Origin of the sequence: Sideroxydans sp. CL21 (assembly GCF_902459525.1) — a bacterium.
In the GTDB taxonomy this organism is placed as follows: Bacteria; Pseudomonadota; Gammaproteobacteria; order Burkholderiales; family Gallionellaceae; genus Sideroxyarcus.
Genome location: NZ_LR699166.1, coordinates 651294 through 668720 on the forward strand (window position 1 = coordinate 651294; position 17427 = coordinate 668720).

Below are 17427 nucleotides of genomic sequence, written 5' to 3' on the forward strand. Positions count from 1 at the left end.
GCGGGAGGTTGAGTTGACACAAAGCCCCGCCTTGGGTGCTTTGGAAACCTCACCTGAGGTTAGGTCAAACGCGGGCAAACACCCGCGTTTTTTTTGGGCTGCCCCGCGCACTCCGGTGCAACCCGGGCATTTCCTCGAAACCCGCTATCTGCGGCCGGGCAAGATATCGCAGGAAGCCTTGGCTGAGGCGATTGGCATTTCGCGTCGGCGCGTCAATGAATTGGTGCGTGGCAAGCGTGTTATTACCGCTGATACGGCTGTACGCCTGGCCCAGCATTTCGGCACAGATGTGGCATTCTGGCTGGAGTTGCAGTTCGCCTGGGATTTGCACCAGACGCAACAGCTATATTACAAACAGGTCAAGACAACACGTTAGCTCTCCTAAACTGCAAAGTCTATGTCCACAACAAAATTGTCGGATAACTCGCAAATTTTGTAACCCAATAATTTATTTGATTAACTTTATTTTCAGCCACTGGCATGAGTTCTGCTGTTACGGATGTAGTAACAATAGGGGAAAGAAATGAAGAAGACTCAGCTTTTGATATTGGGTATCGGCAACATCCTGTGGGCGGACGAGGGGTTTGGCGTACGGTGCGTGGAGGCACTGAATGCTGCTTATCAATTCGGTGATGACGTGACCGTGCTGGATGGCGGCACGCAGGGCATGTACCTCTTACCGTATCTTGAAGAAGCGAGTCGGCTAATCGTGTTCGACGCGGTGGATTACGGCATGCAGCCGGGCGAAATGGTAATTGCGAAAGATGAGGAAGTTCCGCGATTCATGGGCGCAAAAAAAATGAGTCTGCACCAGACCGGTTTTCAAGAAGTCATTGCCTGTGCCTCGCTGGTCAACAAATTGCCGGAAACTATGATTTTGATCGGTGTGCAGCCGGAACAGCTGGAAGATTTTGGCGGTAGCTTACGCGGTGTGGTCAAGGCGCAGATCCCGCTTGCATTGAGCATAGCGATTGCGCAAATCGAACAATGGTCAATACCATATATATCGCGCAATGCTGAGCAGACCGAAAGCCGTCAGCAGGAATTGGATATAGGGCGTTATGAAGCAGAGCGCCCCTCTGCCGAGATAGCTTGTCGTGTAGGTGATGAGCGCTTCTTAGTACTTCCAGCTTAAGGGGGCTTCATGTGTATAGGAATTCCAATGCAGGTGGTGGAAGTCAAGGAAGATTACGCAATCTGTGAGGGGCGCTATGGTAGGCAGATGATAGAAACTTGGCTATTAGGCAAGGTTCAGGCTGGGCAGTGGCTACTAACATTCATGAATTCAGGGCGGGAGATTATTGGTGAAGAAAGAGCGGTATTAGTGAATGCTGCACTGGATGGTCTGCAAGCAATATCCGATGGTATGGAAGTCGATCTGGATCATTATTTTTCCGATCTGATCAATCGAGAACCCATGTTGCCAGATTTTTTAAGAAAGGGATGAGGCATGAATGAAACGGTAGAATTTTCAGTAAAGCGCACGGCAGAGATCAACGAAAGTTTTAGCCAATTGCTGGAACGTTTGCAAAAGCAAAGCCAGATTGATTTGCTGGGTGAAGCTGCGTTTGAGGCATTTATTTCCGAAGCGGGCGACGGCATGGTGCTGTTCACGCAGGAGCCTGACCAGCAACCGGAAACATGGGATGTGGCGGTGATCCTGCCGGAAGTGCTCAAGCTGACCGGAAACCGTTTGCGCGCCGCAATCATTTCGCCTGAGCTGGCGCGCAAGGAAAAGAACCGCTACGGTGTCACCCGCTGGCCGTCGCTGGTATTCGTGCGCGACGGCGGTTATGTCGGCGTGATCGATGGCATGCGTAACTGGGATGAATACATACGCGAGATTGCGGCCATGCTAGAAAAACCAACTGGGCGTGCACCATCGATTGGCATTCCAGTTATGTCGACCGATGCGTAATCCGATTGTCATTAACTTAATTCAAGGAGCGTTCCAATATGAAAGATTTTCCCATTCCGGTCGTTGCAGTAGGCCCTGGTTCGCAGCCGGAAGAAGACGAAGAGCTTCAATACCTGCCTTTGCCCAGTTCGATGATGACTTTTGCGTTGCCGGTCCTCAATGAGGAGGCCGATCCTACCTTGCTGGCGGTAGCATGCAACGTGGTGGCACAGTTGCGCGATCAAATGGAAGCGACGCCCCTCGGATCACAGACGATCCCCGTCATCGAGTTGCAGGAAATGGATACGGATGTTGTACGCTTACTGAATCAGACCATGGGCGAGGGCGAGGTGAGCATCTCGGTGCGCGGATCAAGTGCGTACCGTATCCAGGAAACCGTGTTTGCCGGTGTGTGGCGACTGCATGAGTTCGCCGCTGATGGCCGCCTGGCGCGCGATTCGATCATGGCCTGCGCGATACCGCCGATAGTGACACAATGGGCACGGGAAGATGTGTTTCTGGATTGCACGATACCGGAAAAAACCCCAGGCATTATGAATGCGCTGTCAGTGTTGACGGAAGTCGTGGACAAAGCGAGGGCTTACAAGACTGGTGAGGTGGCGAATGTATTCAACCTGACGTTGCTGCCGATGTCGCCGGAAGACTTGGAGTGCCTGGCGCAGACCTTGGGCGTGGGTGCAGTCACCATCCTGTCGCGCGGCTACGGCAATTGCCGCATCACCAGTACCCAGTTGCAGAATGTGTGGTGGGTGCAATATTTCAACAGCATGGACACACTGATCCTGAATACCCTCGAAGTCAGTGAGGTACCCGAAGTGGCGTTGGCGTCGCAGGAAGACTACGAAGACAGCATCGAGCGCTTGGGCGAATGGTTGCAAGTGATGCAAGAGCCGGAGAAACTGGGTGTCTAAAATGCGGGTATCTCCCAAAACCCAAATTTCGTCGCAATACTGCGTTGCTCGCGAAAAATTGTCGCTTGCATATTGCCACATATGCGGCGCGCAAATTTTTCACTCGCGCCTTGTCTTGCTTATAACCAGCCACTTGGCTACCGTTTTTTGGTGGCCTAGTGGAATGGCTAGTCGTTCCATCGGAACTTTGGATTTTTGGAGGTACCCTTGAGCATGTTTGAAGGTTCTTTTCTGGGCGATAACGACAAACTGTCCGATGACAATATGCGGATGGAATGCGGTATCTGCTGGGAGGTGTACGATCCTGCCTTGGGTGATCCGGTGTGGCAAATCGATCCCGGTACGCCCTTCTCGAAATTGCCGGATCACTGGACCTGCCCCAATTGCGATGCGGCAAAACTCAAGTTCATGGTGCTAAGCGAATGAATGCCGTCAAGAGCAAGCTGGAAGCGGTATTCAACGACATCGCGGACACGCGCATGGCGGGTCTGCCCATATGCAATACGGCGTTGCGGGTACAGGCGGTGGGTTTTCGTGCATGGCAGGAGCATTGGGTGGGCGTGCTGATCACGCCGTGGACGATCAGCCTGGTGCTGATGCCGGGCGACAAGGCCCCGCTCAAGGCGCTGGGTGCAGACGAGAAAATGATCTGGGCATTTCCTTCGGGCAGTTATGAGTTCATGGGGTTGAACGACCCGGCACTGGGCACTTGCCAGATCTGTTCATTGATCTCTCCGGTCGCCGAGATCGGACGCCATGAAGATGCGGTGGGCGTCGCCGAACAAGTGATGGCGGCATTGTTCTCGTCCGAGCAGTCCGACGAGATACGCGATGCGGAGCGCAAGGTGAAACTGGAAGCGGCACGACTCAGCGGCGAGCCGGTACCATTAAAGGACAAGACGCTTTCGCGCCGTGATTTTCTGCGCGGAAGTTTTCTGGGGATGTAGGTTTGGATGATGTCGGCAAATTGACGCTGGGCGTGTTCTGGGATGGCGATACGGTCAGCACGATCGATATCCGTTCCACGCGCCCGATGGCGGCGCAAATATTAAAAGGCAAGACGCCTGAGCAGGTCGCCAGGATCGTTCCATTGCTTTTCAGCGTGTGCGGCAGGGCGCAGGGTGCGGCTGCCAACGCGGCTTTGCAGGCGGCACAGCAGGGCAGTGGTGCTGCCTCTGCAACGGTGGAACACATGATCGTGTGCGAGGCCATGCAGGAACACCTGTGGCGCCTGATGCTCGACTGGACGAAGTTGATGGGTCTGCCGCGGCAGGAACAGCGCTTTGCTGGGTGGTATGCGCTGCTGCGCAAGATCGGCGCGGGCGAGATCGGCATGGACGTGTTCCTGCGTGAATTCGAGCGCGATTGTCTGGAAATGCCGGTGGCGGAATGGCGTGCACTGGGTGACTATCAGGCGTTGCAAACATGGTCACTCAAGGTGCATAGTCCGTCGGCACAAGTGCTGTCCAGGCTGGACGAACTGGAGCGCGGCAGGCATAAGGTATCCGATAGCAGGTTGCTGCCCGCGTGGACGGCTGCAGAGGCGGGCCGTGCATGTGAGGGAAGATGGGATATGGATTTTTCCGCCTGTCCGGACTGGCTGGGAGATACCGCGGAAACGGGTGCGTGGACTTACTACGCAGACGACGGCCTGCTGCATGATGTGTGGCAACAGAGCAGGTCGAAAGTGTTGTCGCGCTTGCTGGCCAGGGTGATCGATGTGATAGCGATGGCAAGCGGGACTTCCGCACCGCGACTGGATGCGGCCAGTCCGGAAGCTAATATCGGTATTGCAGTTGTGCGCACGGCACGCGGGTTGCTGATGCATCATGTGCGTCTCGAGGGGGATTTGGTGGCGGATTATGCGATTGTGGCGCCCACGGAGTGGAATTTCCATCCCGACGGTCCATATGCCCGGGATATGCGCGGATTGAAAGAGCGCGACCCGGAGCGTTTGCAGCAATTGGCGCATGTCGCGGCGTTGTCGCTCGATCCCTGCGTGGCTTACGAAGTGGAGATTCACCATGCATGAGATGTCGCTGGCTGAGGGAGTGTTGCAACTCATAGAAGATTCGGCAAAGACGCAGAGTTTCAGCCGTGTCAAAACGGTTTGGCTGGAGATCGGCCAGTTGGCGGGTGTGGAAGTCGAGGCGATGAAGTTCTGTTTCGAAGCGGTAGTGAACGATAGCATTGCGCAAGGTGCACAGTTGGTGGTCATCGAGATACCGGGTCAGGCGTGGTGCCTGCATTGTGCCGAAGTCGTGAATGTACGGGTCCTGTACGACGCCTGCCCCAAGTGCGGCAGCCATCAGGTGCAGGTGACCGGCGGGAATGAAATGCGGGTCAAAGAACTCGAAGTGGAATAAGGAGTATATCAATGTGTAACGTATGCGGCTGCGGCGCAGGAGAAACGACCATCGACGGCCAGGCCGTGGAGCATCATGAGCATGGACACGGTCACGGCGGACATTTCCATGTGCATGCCGACGGCACCGCCCACGATCACGACCACTCGCATGACCATGATCAAAATCTCCATCGCGAACTTGATCCCGCGCTGGAGTCGACCGGCAAACATATGCATTATCACCTGCATGCAGACGGCACTGCGTATCAGCATATGCACGATCATGACCATGGGCACGAGCATACGCACGGGCATGATCACGACCATGACCATGGGCCCAGTCATACGCACGGCAGCCCTCTCCCCAACCCTCTCCCGCGAGCGGGCGAGGGGGCAAACGGGAAGGGCAATCCTTCAATCCCCGCGGTGCACTACGGCCTCGGCCCGGCCGGCGCGCACGCTCCAGGCATGAGCCAGTCGCGCATGGTGAAGATCGAGCGCGACATCTTGTCCAAGAATGACGGCTATGCCGAAGAGAATCGCGGCTATCTTGCCGAGCACGGCATCTTCGCGCTGAATCTGGTGTCTAGCCCCGGTTCCGGCAAGACCACGCTGCTGGTGAAGAGTATCGGCGCACTGAACGGCAGCCTGCCGCTCGCCGTCATCGAAGGCGACCAGCAAACCGACAACGATGCCGCGCGCATCCGCGCCACCGGCGCGCCCGCGTTGCAGATCAACACCGGCAAAGGCTGCCACCTGGATGCATATATGGTCGGGCGTGCCATGCACCAACTCAAATTGCGCGATGACAGCCTGCTGCTGATCGAGAACGTCGGCAACCTGGTATGTCCCGCCAGTTTCGATCTCGGCGAGGCACACAAGGTCGCGATCCTTTCCGTGACCGAGGGCGAGGACAAGCCGCTCAAATATCCCGACATGTTCCGCGCCGCCGACCTGATGCTGCTGAACAAATGCGATCTGCTGCCCTACCTGACGTTCGATGCCGACCTGGCCGTGGCCAATGCACGCCGCGTCAATCCGGACATCCGGGTGATACGCATCTCGGCCACCAGCGGCGAGGGCATGGAGGAATGGCTGGACTGGATCAGGACGGGGTGCAAGCAAGCGGTGGCAGCAAAACAGGAAGATTGAAAGCAATGGTCCACGCGCAAATCAGAGTCACCGGACAAGTGCAGGGTGTAGGTTTCCGCCCCTTCGTCTACAAGCTTGCGCATGAACTTGGGCTCGCGGGCTGGGTGCGCAACGACAGCGAAGGGGTGGAGATCGCGGTCGAGGGCGAGCGTCCGAAGGTGATGCGCCTGATTGAGTGCCTGCAGAACGAACCGCCGGTGCTGGCGCGGGTGGAGAAGGTCACACATGATCTGGCGCATGTGATCACGGGGTTGCAGGGTTTCAGTATCGCGGAGAGCCGGGAGGGCAAGGTGCTGACCGGCATCGCACCGGACATGGCGATCTGCCCCGAATGCCTGGCTGAATTGTTCGATCCCGCCAACCGGCGCTACCGACATCCCTTCATCAACTGTATCCACTGCGGCCCGCGCTACACGCTGACTGCACATTTGCCGTATGACCGCGCCAACACGAGCATGGCGAAGTTCACACAATGCCCCGCATGCCAACGCGAATACGATACGCCCACCACGCGCCGCTTTCACGCGCAACCCAATGCCTGCAACGAATGCGGCCCGCGTCTGAGCCTGTTCGATGCTCACTGGCAGCCCGTTGCAAGCGCCGATCCTCTCGCCGCAACCGCCGTTCGTATCGGGGCCGGGCTGGTGGTCGCGATCAAGGGCATCGGCGGATTCCACCTGGTGTGCGATGCGCGCAATGCTCCGGCGGTGGCCATGTTGCGCGGCGGCAAACAGCGTGAAGAGAAGCCGTTCGCGGTGATGGTTCTGAATTCGCGGTCTGCCCGGCATTATGCGCATTTCCGCGAACAGGACGGGGCATTGCTGGAGACGAGCGAACGCCCCATCGTATTGCTGCGGCAATCCTCGATCTGCAATGCGGAGTTGCACGGTATCGCGCCCGGTTTGTCCAGCATCGGTTTGATGCTGCCCTACACGCCACTGCATTACCTGCTGTTCCACGAGTTGCTCGGCAAACCCGAGGGTACGGACTGGCTGCATCAGGCGACGCCGCTGGCACTGGTGATGACCAGCGCCAATCCCGGCGGCGAACCCCTGGTGAAAGACGATGAAGAAGCACGCGAGTCGCTATCCGGCCTGACAGATGCCTTCCTCACGCATGACCGCGACATCCTGCATCGCTGCGACGACAGCGTGATGAAGTGGCAGGGCAAGGCACCAACTTTTGTGCGCCGTGCCCGCGGCTACACGCCGCGCCGCATCAAACTGCCGTTCTCGGGCCCGTCAGTGCTGGCCTGCGGGGCATGGCTGAAGAACACCATATGTCTTACGCGCGGCGACGAGGCCTTCGTGTCGCAGCACATCGGCGACCTCGATCATGCGGGCACGCGACAGATGCTGGACGAGACTGTCGCCTACCTGTGCGACATACTCGATGTGCAGCCACAAGCCGTGGCACACGACCTGCATCCCGATTTTTACAGCACGCAGTTCGCGCAATCCTATGCGGCGCGGCGCAACCTGCCGCTGATCGCCGTGCAGCATCACCACGCGCATATCGCGGCCATCTGCGCCGAGCATCGCGTCACCGAGCCTGTGCTCGGCTTGGCGCTGGATGGGGTGGGATTGGGGACGGACGGCGGTGCATGGGGCGGGGAGTTGTTGCAGGTGACGGGCGCTCAATGCGAACGCCTGGGACATCTCTCTCCATTGACTTTGCCCGGCGGCGACCGGGCCGCGCGCGAACCCTGGCGCATGGCGGCTGCGGCGTTGTTTGACATGAATCGTGCCGACGAGATCGCTCGCCGTTTCCCGCAACAGGCGGGTGCCGGGATCGTGACGGACATGCTGCAGCGCGGCCTGAATTGCGTCCCCACCAGCAGCATGGGACGCTGGTTCGATGCGGCGGCCGGCCTGCTGGGGGTGTGCGAGGTGCAGGGCTACGAAGGCCAGGCGGCGATGCTGCTGGAGGGGCTCGCCGAGCGCCACGGCAAGACTGATCCGCTGGCCCTCGGTTATATCCACACCGCGCAGAACGATCTGGATTTCCATCCGCTGCTGGCCGCCCTTGCCGACTGCAAGGACGCCGCCTACGGCGCTGCCCTGTTCCATGCCACGCTGGCCGCCGGTCTATGCGCATGGGTGCAGCGCGCCGCCGGTCGCTCCGGCATCGCCCATGTCGCGCTGGGGGGCGGTTGTTTCCTCAATAATCTGTTGTCGCAAGCGTTGATCGAAAGTTTGTCGGAGCAGGACTTGCACGTGCTGACAGCGCAGCAATTGCCGCCCAACGACGGTGCAATCTCATTCGGGCAAGCCAGTATCGCCCTGCAACGTATCAACAAAGGAGCCTGAATCATGTGTCTCGCCATACCCGCCCGCATCGAAGAGCTGACGACTCCGGGCAACGCCATCGTCAACCTGGGCGGAGTCCGCAAGGAGATATCGCTGGCGCTGGTGGATGACGCCGGGGTCGGTGACTACGTCATCGTGCATGTCGGATATGCCCTGCAAAAGCTGGATCAGGAGGAAGCCGAACGCACGCTCGAGATGTTCGCCGAGATGGGGCAGCTGGACGAGCTGCGTGCCGAGCTGGCAGGAGGTTGACGCATGAACATCGGGCAGACTCACACCAAAAATAGCATGAAATACGTCGACGAATTCCGCGATGGCGAACTGGCCAGGAACATCGTCGCCAACATCCTGCGCGAAGCGGCGGGCGGCAAAAGCTACAACTTCATGGAATTCTGCGGGGGGCACACCCACGCGATCTCGCGTTACGGCATCGCCGACTTGTTGCCCGCCAATGTGCACTTGATCCACGGCCCGGGGTGCCCGGTATGCGTGCTCCCCATCGGGCGCGTCGACCAGGCGATCCGCCTCGCACTGGAGCAGGGCGTGATCCTGTGCACTTATGCCGATACCCTACGCGTGCCGGCTTCCGACAATCTTTCGCTGATGCGGGCCAAGGCGCGCGGCGGCGATGTGCGCATGATCTATTCACCGCAGGACGCATTGAAGATCGCGCGCGAGAATCCGCAGCGCGAAGTGGTGTTCTTTGCCATCGGCTTCGAAACCACAACGCCGCCGACCGCCTTGATCATCAAGCAGGCCAGGGAAGAAGGAATCGCCAACTTCAGCGTGCTGTGCAATCACGTACTGACTCCGGCAGCGATCACGCACATTTTGCAATCGCCGGAAGTGCGCCAGTACGGGACCGTGCCGCTGGACGGCTTCATCGGGCCGGCGCATGTGAGCGTGGTGATCGGCAGCCAGCCGTACGAACATTTCGCCCACGAGTATCGCAAGCCGGTAGTGATCGCGGGTTTCGAACCGCTGGACGTGTTGCAGGCCATCCTGATGCTGATCCGCCAGATCAACCAGGGCCGCGCCGAAGTGGAGAACGAGTTCACGCGCGCCGTCACGCGCGAGGGCAACGTGAAGGCGCAGGCCATGGTGTCGGAGGTGCTGGAACTGCGGCGCAGTTTCGAATGGCGCGGCCTGGGCGAGGTGCCGTATTCCGCGCTAAAGATACGTCCGGCTTATGCGCTGTTTGATGCGGAAACGCGCTATGGCATCGGCTACAAGCCGGTGGCCGACAACAAGGCCTGCGAATGCGGGGCGATCCTGCGCGGCGTGAAAAAACCGCAGGACTGCAAAGTATTCGGCACGGTGTGCACGCCAGAGAACCCGTTGGGTTCGTGCATGGTGTCGTCGGAAGGTGCCTGCGCCGCGCATTACAGCTACGGAAGATTCAAGGATATGGAGTTGGTTTCGAAATGAGCTATTTTAGGGTGGGCACGTTTCTGTGCCCACCCTACGCACTAATCTAAACGAATGAACAGAATAAATTATGAATGGTGAAGTAAAAAAAGGTTACGTGCGCGGACTGGACATCAAGAACGGGCGAGTGGATATGAGCCACGGCAGCGGCGGGCGGGCAATGGCGCAGTTGATCGAAGAAATGTTTGCCACCGCTTTCGATAACGAATATCTGCGTCAGGGCAATGACGGTGCATTGTTGCCGCTGGCACAGGGACGCCTAGTGATGGCGACCGATGCGCATGTGGTGTCGCCCTTGTTCTTTCCCGGCGGCGATATCGGGTGTCTGTCAGTGCACGGCACGATCAATGATGTGGCGGTGATGGGGGCGAAGCCGCTCTACCTGGCCGCTTCTTTCATCCTGGAAGAAGGATTCCCGCTGGCCGACCTGCAGCGCATTGTGCAGTCCATGGCGGCGGCGGCGCGGGAGGCGGGTGTGCCGGTGGTGACCGGCGATACCAAGGTGGTCGAGCAAGGCAAGGCCGACGGTGTGTTCATAACCACCACGGGCGTGGGCGTGGTGGCGGATGGGGTGGAACTGTCCGGTGCCAACGTGCGGCCCGGCGATGCCATACTGCTCTCCGGCGATATCGGCGATCACGGTATGGCGATCATGAGCCGGCGCGAAAACCTGGCCTTTGACGTCCCCATCGAATCGGACACCGCCGCCTTGCACGGCCTGATCGCCGCCATGCTTGAAAGCGGCGCAGGTATCCGCTGCCTGCGCGATCCCACGCGAGGGGGATTGGCCACGACGCTGAACGAGATCGCCAAACAGTCTTCCGTCGGCCTGATGATCAACGAGGAAGCCATTCCGGTGAAGCCGGTGGTGGCGGCCGCGTGCGAATTCCTCGGGCTCGATCCTTTGTATGTCGCCAACGAAGGCAAATTGATCGCGATCTGCGCGGCAGCCGATGCCGAACGCCTGCTGGCCGTGATGCGGGCGCACCCGCTGGCCGGCGACGCGGCCATCATCGGCTCGGCGCATGCCGATTCGCATCATTTCGTCCAGATGAAAACGGCCTTCGGCGGCCGCCGCAATGTGGACTGGCTGGCTGGCGAACAGTTACCGCGAATCTGCTGATGCGCATCCTGCTGCTGACCCACTCGTTCAATAGCCTCTCCCAGCGTCTGTGGCTTGAATTGAGGGCGTGCGGCCACGAAGTCAGTGTTGAACTCGATATCGCAGATTCGGTGGCGGAGGAGGCAGTGGCTCTATGGCGGCCGGATGTGATCGTCGCGCCGTTCCTGAAACGCGCCATCCCCGCCTCGATCTGGTCGCGGCACGTGTGTCTGATCGTGCATCCGGGTATCGTCGGAGACCGTGGCCCGTCGTCGCTGGACTGGGCGTTACAGGAAGGCGTCGCGGAATGGGGTGTGACCGTGTTGCAGGCCAATGCCGTGATGGATGGCGGCGACATCTGGTCGGCGCAGACCTTCGCCATGCATGCCGAAAAAAAATCCAGCCTGTATCGCGGGGTGGTGGCCGATGCGGCCGTGCGCGGCGTGCTGGAGGCGCTGGTGCATTATCCGGATTATGTGCGCGGCAGCTGGAAGCCCACTCCGCTGCACGAGCTTAAAACACCGGTGCTTGGCGTCGAACGCCCTCCCATCAAGCAGGTGCAGCGCGCCATTGATTGGCGGCACGACGATACCCTCACCGTGCTGCGCAAGCTGAATGCAGCCGACGGCTGTCCGGGCGTAAAGGACATGCTGTTCGGCCAGCCGTGTCACCTGTTCGATGCGCGTGCCGAAACCGGATACAAAGGTGCGGCGGGTGAAGTGCTCGGGCGTTGCGGCGATGCCTTGCTGCGCGCCACCGCGGACGGCGCGGTCTGGATCGGCCATGTGCGCAGACCCGAACACGATCCCGGATTCAAGTTGCCCGCGGCCGTGGCTTTCGCCACGGAAGCTGCGGCTCTGCCGTCACTGGCACGTTCCGTGCCGGGAGAGATACGTTACGAAGAACACGGCAGCACCGGTTTCCTGCATTTCGATTTTTACAACGGCGCGATGTCCACTGAACAGTGTTCGGCGTTGCGCCTTGCCTATCTGGATGCGTGCAGGCGGCCGACTCGCGTGCTGGTGCTGATGGGCGGCGAGGATTTCTGGTCCAACGGCATACATCTCAATCGCATCGAGGCCGCCGATAGCCCGGCCGACGAATCGATGCGCAATATCGAGGCAATGGACGATCTGGCGCTGGAAATATTGCTTACCACCGACAAGCTCACTGTGGCCGTGATGCAAGGCAATGCCGGTGCGGGCGGATGTTTCCTTGCGTTGGCAGCGGATCAGGTGTGGGCGCGGCAGTCGGTGGTACTCAATCCACACTACAGAAATATGGGGAATCTGTACGGTTCCGAATACTGGACCTACTTGTTACCGGCACGAGTAGGTAAGGAACGTGCGCAGGCCATCATGCAAAGCCGCTTGCCTATTTCGGCTGCTGGCGCCGTGCAGGAAAGACTAATCGATGCCTGTTTCGCCGACGATCCAGTTGCATTTCGAGCCAGAGTAAAACACATGGCGTTTGAAATGGCAGCATCGCCAGAATATACCAAGCTTCTGGCCGATAAATGCGCACGACGTGCGTGGGATGAGGCGAAGAAACCGCTGGCCGAGTATCGTGCTGCTGAATTGAACGAGATGCGCCGCAATTTTTATGGCTTCGACCCCAGTTATCATTACGCACGACATTTTTTCGTTTACAAGGTTGCGCACGCCTTTACGCCGCGTCATCTCGCAGGGCATCGTGAATTGTCGTCGTCAGTAAGGGAGTGTGCATGACGGGACAATCGCAACAACGACCGGATATAGAAAGAGGCTACTGATTTATGGCTAATCAAACCACCGTCCTGGTCATCGACGATGAGCTACGCTCGCAGGAGTCGATACGCCGTACCCTGGACGAGGAGTTCAATGTATTGACCGTATCGAGCACCGAGGAGGGACGCGCGGTGATGGAGCGGGAACGGATAAGCGTCGTGCTGTGCGATCATCGCATGCCCGGCGTGACCGGGATCGATTTCCTGAAAGAGGTTCGCGAACGCTGGCCGGATGTGGTACGGATAATCATTTCCGGTTACACCGATGTCGAGGACATCATCGCGGGTATCAACGATGCCGGTATTTACCAGTACATCCTTAAGCCTTGGCATCCCGAGTCGCTGCTGCTGAACGTGCGCGCGGCTGCGCAGCTGTACGACCTGCAGCAACAGAGCAACCGTATGAACTTGGAGTTGCACACCATGCAGCCGGTGTTGCAGAAGCGTGTGGCGGCAAAGCACGAGAAGCTGCGCAACCACTATGAGTTTTCGCGCATCGTACGCGCGGAATCCAGTCCGATGAACCAGGTCATCGAGCTGGCGGCGCGGGTCGCCAGCAGCGACATAGCCGTGCATATCTCTGGCGAATCCGGCTCCGGCAAGGAATTGCTGGGTCGCGCCATCCACTATTCCAGCCCGCGGGCGACGCGTGCCTTTGTCATCGAGAACTGCGGCGCAATGTCGGACCAGTTACTGGAATCCGAACTGTTCGGACACAAGCGCGGCAGTTTCACCGGCGCGTTTGAGGACCGGATCGGCCTGTTCGAGCAGGCCGATGGTGGCACGATATTCCTGGACGAGATCGGCGACACCTCGCCTTCGTTCCAGGTCAAGTTGCTGCGCGTGCTGCAGGAAGGCGAGATACGCCCTGTCGGTAGTTCGCGTTCGCGTAAGATCGACGTGCGCGTCCTGTCGGCAACCAACCGCGACCTGGATGAGGAAGTACGCAAGGGACGTTTCCGCGAAGACCTGTATTACCGGTTGACGCAGTTCCTGTTGCCGATGCCGGCTCTGCGCGAGCGCAAGATGGATACACCATTGATCGCGCTCTCCCTGCTGCGCGAAGCCGCGCCAGCCATGGGCAAGACGATACAGGGATTCACGCCGGAAGCACTGGACTGCATGTGCAATTACCAGTGGCCGGGCAACGTGCGCGAGATGCAGAACGAGATATTGCGCGCCATATTGCTGTGTGATGCCGAACACATAGGCGCGCATCTGTTTTCGCCCAAGGTGCTGCGCGCGGCGCCGGAAGAGCAGGTGCAGGACATGAGCATACTCGCTGGGCTGGACGGCAGTCTCAAGGACAGGATGGAAGCGCTGGAGGCGCGCGTGCTGCGCGAAAGTCTGATCCGGCACCGCTGGAACAAGACACGTGCCGCGACCGAACTCGGGCTGTCGCGCGTCGGCCTGCGCAGTAAGCTGGCGCGATACGGGCTGGAGAAGAAGGGAGAATGACATTACTTTCCTCTCTATAACTCTGATGGGGCTACTGGTCATTCGACTAAGCGCGCAAGCGGGCAAGTCGCTGGTTATCTCCCGCAAGCAGCAGAAAGGACAATCGTGAGAGACAATTTTCAACACGAGCCGCTCAACCTGCTCTGGTTGCAGTCTGGCGGTTGCGGCGGCTGCACCTTGTCGCTTTTGAATGCGGATTGCCGCAATCTGTTCGATACTCTGCGAGGATTCGGCATCAATCTGTTGTGGCATCCATCCTTGTCCGAACAAAGTGCAGACGAGGCAATGGCTATCATCGAGGCATGCGCGAGTGGGGCAACACGGCTGGACATACTCTGCCTCGAAGGTTCGGTGTTGAAGGGGCCGTTCGGAAGTGGAGGCTTCCACCGCAGGACTGGCAGTGTTTCGATGATGAGCATGATCGAACGCCTGGCCAAGGTCGCGCAGCACACTGTGGCAGTCGGCAGCTGCGCTGCCTTTGGTGGCGTGACGGCAGCCGGGATTAATCCTGCGGACGCCTGCGGCCTGCAGTACGACGGGGAAGCGCAAGGCGGTCTGCTCGGCGAGGAATACAGGGCGGCGGCCGGCTTGCCGGTGATTAATATCGCAGGCTGTCCGACCCATCCCAACTGGGTGATCGAGACCCTGCTTGCGGTCGCCCAGGGCGAGATGTACGAGGAGAATCTGGATGCGTTCCGTCGCCCACGCCTATTCTCGGATCATCTGGTACATCACGGTTGTACTCGCAATGAATTCTATGAGTTCAAGGCCAGCGCCTGCAAACCATCCGATCTGGGCTGCATGATGGAGCACATGGGATGCAAGGGCACGCAGGTGCATGCCGATTGCAATATCCGCCTGTGGAACGGCGAGGGCTCGTGCACGCGCGGCGGCTATGCCTGCATCGCCTGTACCGAGCCGGGTTTCGAGGAACCGGGTCATGCGTTCGGTGTGACGCCCAAGATCGCGGGTATTCCGATCGGCTTGCCGACTGACATGCCAAAGGCGTGGTTCGTGGCGCTGGCGGCGCTGTCCAAGTCGGCCACGCCGAAGCGCGTCAAGGAGAATGCGGTCGCCGACCATCAGGTGGTCACGCCAGCAAACAAGAGGACGGGCCTGAAATGAGCCGTCGCATCATCGGGCCTTTCAATCGCGTCGAGGGTGATCTGGAAGTGACGCTGGACATCGAGTCGGGGCGAGTTCGCGCCGCTTATGTGAATTCGCCCATGTACCGGGGCTTCGAGCAGATACTCGCGGACAAGCATCCGCTCGATGCGCTGGTCTTCGTGCCGCGCATCTGCGGGATATGCTCGGTGGCGCAATCCGCTGCCGCCGCACAGGCGCTGGCGCAATGCATGGGGATACAGCCGCCGGTCAATGGCCGTCTGGCGGCCAACCTTACCCTGGCTGCGGAGAATCTGGCCGATCACCTGAGTCATTTCTATCTGTTCTTCATGCCGGACTTTGCGCGCGACGGCTATGGCGACCGTCCCTGGTTCGCCGATGCGCAAGCGCGCTTCAAGTCGGTGACAGGCTCAGCCTCCGCGGATGCATTGCCGGTGCGCGCCAAATTCATGAACGTGATGGGCTATCTCGCGGGCAGGTGGCCGCACACACTGTCCCTGCAACCCGGGGGCTCGACGCGCGCGCTCGAGGAAGCGGAAAAATTGCGTTTGAAGATCCTGCTGGCGGAGTTTCGCGGATTCCTGGAACAGACTTTGTTCGGCGACAGGCTGGAAGCCGTGACTTCTCTGGATTCCGAAGCCGCACTATACAAATGGATGAAACCGCGCGCGAAGCGTGCCGACTTCCCGCGCTTCTTGAACATCGCGCGCGACTTGGGATTGCAGCATATCGGCAGGGCCACGGATCGATTCATCAGTTACGGTGCCTATTCCGACGGCGAGGCTGCGTTGTTTCCGGCGGGACTCTGGGCGGACGACCAGTTGCAGGCACTGGACATCGGCGCGATACGCGAAGATGTGACCTGTAGCTGGATGGCGGGCGATCACTCCCTGCATCCGAGCGAAGGATTTACCCTGCCGCAGCCGGACAAGGAAGAGGCGTATTCATGGTGCAAGGCGCCGCGATTGTCGGGGCAGGTGGTGGAGACGGGAGCATTGGCTCGACAGATGGTGGCGGGACACCCCCTGATACGCGATATGGTGGGACGCCACGGTGCCAGCGTGACCGCCAGAGTGGTGGCGCGCATGCTGGAACTTGCTTTGGTGTTGCCGGTCATGGAGACATGGTTGCGCCAGTTCCTGCCCGGTGATGCGTACTGTCTGCCTGCCCTTGAGATAGAAAATGTGCGCGGGATCGGCCTGATCGAAGCTGCGCGCGGCGGCCTCGGGCACTGGCTGGATGTGCGCAACGGAAAAATCCACAATTACCAGATCATCGCGCCCACGACGTGGAACTTTTCCCCGCGTGATGCGGCGGGCGAGCCGGGTGCGCTGGAACAGGCGCTGGTCGGCCTGGAAGCGGACGAGGGCGGTAATGCCGCGCCGCTGGCAGTGCAGCATGTGGTTCGGTCGTTCGATCCGTGCATGGTGTGCACCGTACATTAACCGGGGGAACTCATGGAACGCTTCACCATCTCGCTGGATGAAAAACTGGCCAGCGAATTCGACCGTCTGATCCGTGAGCGCGGTTACCTGAACCGCTCCGAGGCGGTGCGCGATATGCTGTGCGGCAAGCTGGACGCACTGCGCTTGCAGGAATCCCAGGCGCCGTTCTGTGTCGCCAGCCTGTCCTATGTGTACAACCACCACGAGCGGGATCTGGCCGAGCGTCTGACTGAGCTTCAGCATCATCATCACGACCTGGTCGTGGCGGCTACACATGTCCATCTCGATCACGACAATTGCCTGGAAACGGTGATGCTGCGCGGGGCGACGGGAACAGTGCGGCGCTTCGCGGATACATTGATCGCCGAGCGCGGTGTGCGGCACGGGCAGGTGAACCTCGTTCCCGTCGATGTGGATGCAGGGCATAGGCATGTCCACAGCCACCCCAGGACATGAGGGAATAAGCG

General features: G+C 59.4%; 19 protein-coding genes. All 19 read left to right on the forward strand.

Features of this window, described 5'->3' with window-relative positions; genetic code table 11:
* Positions 1-13 precede the first annotated feature (13 nt).
* Positions 14-376 (forward strand): HigA family addiction module antitoxin, encoded by a 363-nt coding sequence (locus QOY30_RS03085; RefSeq protein WP_283743172.1) that lies wholly within the window; start codon positions 14-16, stop codon positions 374-376.
* A gap of 147 nt (positions 377-523) precedes the next feature.
* On the forward strand, positions 524-1135 hold the full coding sequence (locus QOY30_RS03090) for a HyaD/HybD family hydrogenase maturation endopeptidase (protein ID WP_283743173.1): 612 nt from the start codon (positions 524-526) through the stop codon (positions 1133-1135).
* 9 nt (positions 1136-1144) lie between these two features.
* Positions 1145-1447: a HypC/HybG/HupF family hydrogenase formation chaperone gene (gene hypC / locus QOY30_RS03095; RefSeq protein ID WP_283743174.1), complete on the forward strand. Its 303-nt coding sequence runs from the start codon at positions 1145-1147 to the stop codon at positions 1445-1447.
* Between the two features lie 3 nt (positions 1448-1450).
* Positions 1451-1918, forward strand: a complete 468-nt coding sequence (locus QOY30_RS03100; protein WP_283743175.1) for a thioredoxin domain-containing protein — start codon at positions 1451-1453, stop codon at positions 1916-1918.
* A 203-nt stretch (positions 1919-2121) separates the two neighbouring features.
* Positions 2122-2829 (forward strand): hydrogenase expression/formation protein, encoded by a 708-nt coding sequence (locus QOY30_RS03105; protein ID WP_502958678.1) that lies wholly within the window; start codon positions 2122-2124, stop codon positions 2827-2829.
* 213 nt (positions 2830-3042) lie between these two features.
* Positions 3043-3255 (forward strand): rubredoxin, encoded by a 213-nt coding sequence (locus QOY30_RS03110; protein WP_349496701.1) that lies wholly within the window; start codon positions 3043-3045, stop codon positions 3253-3255.
* Positions 3252-3776, forward strand: a complete 525-nt coding sequence (hybE, locus tag QOY30_RS03115; RefSeq protein ID WP_283743177.1) for a [NiFe]-hydrogenase assembly chaperone HybE — start codon at positions 3252-3254, stop codon at positions 3774-3776. The genes QOY30_RS03110 and hybE overlap by 4 nt, the downstream gene beginning before the upstream one ends.
* Positions 3777-3778: 2 nt before the next feature.
* Complete coding sequence (locus tag QOY30_RS03120; protein WP_283743178.1) at positions 3779-4861, forward strand: nickel-dependent hydrogenase large subunit; 1083 nt, start codon at positions 3779-3781, stop codon at positions 4859-4861.
* Positions 4854-5195 (forward strand): hydrogenase maturation nickel metallochaperone HypA, encoded by a 342-nt coding sequence (gene hypA, locus QOY30_RS03125; protein ID WP_283743179.1) that lies wholly within the window; start codon positions 4854-4856, stop codon positions 5193-5195. The genes QOY30_RS03120 and hypA overlap by 8 nt, the downstream gene beginning before the upstream one ends.
* An 11-nt stretch (positions 5196-5206) precedes the next feature.
* Entirely contained in the window at positions 5207-6328 is a 1122-nt protein-coding gene (gene hypB / locus QOY30_RS18070; protein WP_502958679.1) for a hydrogenase nickel incorporation protein HypB, read from the forward strand.
* Entirely contained in the window at positions 6268-8637 is a 2370-nt protein-coding gene (gene hypF / locus QOY30_RS03135; protein ID WP_283743180.1) for a carbamoyltransferase HypF, read from the forward strand. The genes hypB and hypF overlap by 61 nt, the downstream gene beginning before the upstream one ends.
* A 3-nt stretch (positions 8638-8640) precedes the next feature.
* Positions 8641-8889: a HypC/HybG/HupF family hydrogenase formation chaperone gene (locus QOY30_RS03140; protein ID WP_283743181.1), complete on the forward strand. Its 249-nt coding sequence runs from the start codon at positions 8641-8643 to the stop codon at positions 8887-8889.
* A 36-nt stretch (positions 8890-8925) separates the two neighbouring features.
* On the forward strand, positions 8926-10065 hold the full coding sequence (gene hypD, locus QOY30_RS03145) for a hydrogenase formation protein HypD (RefSeq protein ID WP_283746016.1): 1140 nt from the start codon (positions 8926-8928) through the stop codon (positions 10063-10065).
* A 70-nt stretch (positions 10066-10135) separates the two neighbouring features.
* Positions 10136-11188 (forward strand): hydrogenase expression/formation protein HypE, encoded by a 1053-nt coding sequence (gene hypE / locus QOY30_RS03150; RefSeq protein WP_283743182.1) that lies wholly within the window; start codon positions 10136-10138, stop codon positions 11186-11188.
* Positions 11188-12894, forward strand: coding sequence for a hydrogenase maturation protein (locus QOY30_RS03155; protein ID WP_283743183.1), 1707 nt, complete (start codon positions 11188-11190; stop codon positions 12892-12894). The genes hypE and QOY30_RS03155 overlap by 1 nt, the downstream gene beginning before the upstream one ends.
* A 47-nt stretch (positions 12895-12941) precedes the next feature.
* Positions 12942-14390 (forward strand): sigma-54-dependent transcriptional regulator, encoded by a 1449-nt coding sequence (locus tag QOY30_RS03160; protein WP_283743184.1) that lies wholly within the window; start codon positions 12942-12944, stop codon positions 14388-14390.
* A gap of 105 nt (positions 14391-14495) precedes the next feature.
* A complete protein-coding gene (locus QOY30_RS03165) occupies positions 14496-15515 on the forward strand; it encodes an NADH-quinone oxidoreductase subunit B family protein (protein ID WP_283743185.1) in 1020 nt (339 codons plus the stop codon).
* Positions 15512-16960: a nickel-dependent hydrogenase large subunit gene (locus tag QOY30_RS03170; protein ID WP_283743186.1), complete on the forward strand. Its 1449-nt coding sequence runs from the start codon at positions 15512-15514 to the stop codon at positions 16958-16960. Before QOY30_RS03165 ends, QOY30_RS03170 begins: the two co-directional genes overlap by 4 nt.
* 12 nt (positions 16961-16972) lie before the next feature.
* A complete protein-coding gene (gene nikR, locus QOY30_RS03175) occupies positions 16973-17416 on the forward strand; it encodes a nickel-responsive transcriptional regulator NikR (protein WP_283743187.1) in 444 nt (147 codons plus the stop codon).
* The last annotated feature ends 11 nt before the right edge of the window (positions 17417-17427 follow it).

What these genes read in the sequence shown, in the direction of transcription:
- QOY30_RS03090 (WP_283743173.1), top strand. Translation starts at nt 524, where the DNA reads ATGAAGAAGACTCAGCTTTTGATATTGGGTATCGGCAACATCCTGTGG.
- hypC (WP_283743174.1), top strand. Translation starts at nt 1,145, where the DNA reads ATGTGTATAGGAATTCCAATGCAGGTGGTGGAAGTCAAGGAAGATTAC.
- QOY30_RS03100 (WP_283743175.1), top strand. Translation starts at nt 1,451, where the DNA reads ATGAATGAAACGGTAGAATTTTCAGTAAAGCGCACGGCAGAGATCAAC.
- QOY30_RS03110 (WP_349496701.1), top strand. Translation starts at nt 3,043, where the DNA reads ATGTTTGAAGGTTCTTTTCTGGGCGATAACGACAAACTGTCCGATGAC.
- hybE (WP_283743177.1), top strand. Translation starts at nt 3,252, where the DNA reads ATGAATGCCGTCAAGAGCAAGCTGGAAGCGGTATTCAACGACATCGCG.
- hypA (WP_283743179.1), top strand. Translation starts at nt 4,854, where the DNA reads ATGCATGAGATGTCGCTGGCTGAGGGAGTGTTGCAACTCATAGAAGAT.
- hypB (WP_502958679.1), top strand. Translation starts at nt 5,207, where the DNA reads ATGTGTAACGTATGCGGCTGCGGCGCAGGAGAAACGACCATCGACGGC.
- hypF (WP_283743180.1), top strand. Translation starts at nt 6,268, where the DNA reads ATGGCTGGACTGGATCAGGACGGGGTGCAAGCAAGCGGTGGCAGCAAA.
- QOY30_RS03140 (WP_283743181.1), top strand. Translation starts at nt 8,641, where the DNA reads ATGTGTCTCGCCATACCCGCCCGCATCGAAGAGCTGACGACTCCGGGC.
- hypD (WP_283746016.1), top strand. Translation starts at nt 8,926, where the DNA reads ATGAAATACGTCGACGAATTCCGCGATGGCGAACTGGCCAGGAACATC.
- hypE (WP_283743182.1), top strand. Translation starts at nt 10,136, where the DNA reads ATGAATGGTGAAGTAAAAAAAGGTTACGTGCGCGGACTGGACATCAAG.
- QOY30_RS03155 (WP_283743183.1), top strand. Translation starts at nt 11,188, where the DNA reads ATGCGCATCCTGCTGCTGACCCACTCGTTCAATAGCCTCTCCCAGCGT.
- QOY30_RS03160 (WP_283743184.1), top strand. Translation starts at nt 12,942, where the DNA reads ATGGCTAATCAAACCACCGTCCTGGTCATCGACGATGAGCTACGCTCG.
- QOY30_RS03170 (WP_283743186.1), top strand. Translation starts at nt 15,512, where the DNA reads ATGAGCCGTCGCATCATCGGGCCTTTCAATCGCGTCGAGGGTGATCTG.
- nikR (WP_283743187.1), top strand. Translation starts at nt 16,973, where the DNA reads ATGGAACGCTTCACCATCTCGCTGGATGAAAAACTGGCCAGCGAATTC.